Origin of the sequence: Martinezella dioscoreae, assembly GCF_009176305.1 — a bacterium.
Classification (GTDB): domain Bacteria; phylum Pseudomonadota; class Alphaproteobacteria; order Rhizobiales; family Rhizobiaceae; genus Rhizobium; species Rhizobium dioscoreae.
Map to the genome: position 1 here is coordinate 1 of NZ_BLAJ01000043.1, position 954 is coordinate 954.

Annotated in this window: 1 pseudogene; it reads left to right on the forward strand. The window is 58.6% G+C overall.

Annotated features, from left to right (window positions below):
• Window positions 1-880 (forward strand): annotated as a pseudogene (locus GDN47_RS31825) (3'-5' exonuclease); the annotation flags it as partial.
• Window positions 881-954: the final 74 nt, after the last annotated feature.

Sequence of the window (954 nt, forward strand, 5' to 3'; positions counted from 1 at the left end):
GATGAAGCCGAGATGGTGCGGATGCTGGAAGCAACCGGACGCTATCAGATCCTGAAAAAACTCGAGCCACGCGCGATAGCCCCTGCCCTAAGGCCGGGCTATCCGCTGAGGGGCGTTATCCTCGACACCGAGACAACCGGTCTCGACGCGAGGAAGGACGAGATCATTGAAATCGGCCTAATCGGCTTCACCTTCAATGCGGACGGCAAGATCGGCGATGTCACCGGCATTTACGGCGGACTGCAGCAACCGAGCATCCCGATCCCGGCCGACGTGATCCGGCTGACCGGCATCACGGACGCCATGGTCCTCGGCCAGATGATCGACATGCCCGCCGTGCGTGCGCTCATCGAGCCCGCGATCTCGTCATTGCCCATAATGCCGGCTTCGATCGACCGTTCTGCGAAGCCTTCTCCCCGATCTTTGTCCGTAAGGCCTGGGCTTGTTCCAATACCGAGATCGATTGGAGTCTCAGGGGCTATGAGGGAACCAAGCTTGGATACCTCATCAACCAGAGTGGGTATTTTCATGTCGGGCACCGGGCCGTCGATGACTGCTTTGCGCTGCTGGAAGTCCTGGCACTTCCTCAGGGCGATAATAATCAAACACCCTTTGCCGAGCTTTATCAGGCAAGCCAGCGCTCGCGCGTGCGCATCTTCGCGGAAAACTCACCCTTCGATCTGAAGGATCGGCTGAAGGAACGAGACTACCGCTGGTCCGATGGCAGCGACGGCCGGCCGAAATCCTGGTGGATCGAGATCGCAGAAGAGACCATGGAAGACGAGCTTCAGTTCCTACGAATCGAGATCTACCGCTGGGAGAATGCTGCCCCCCGGTTCAGCGTCTGACGGCATTCGACCGGTTCAGGGGGCGCAGATAGATTCGGCCCCTCGCTACTACATCGGGTATTCCCGACCTTGCCGGGCCCGACTTTCAAATTACAACTGAAAACAG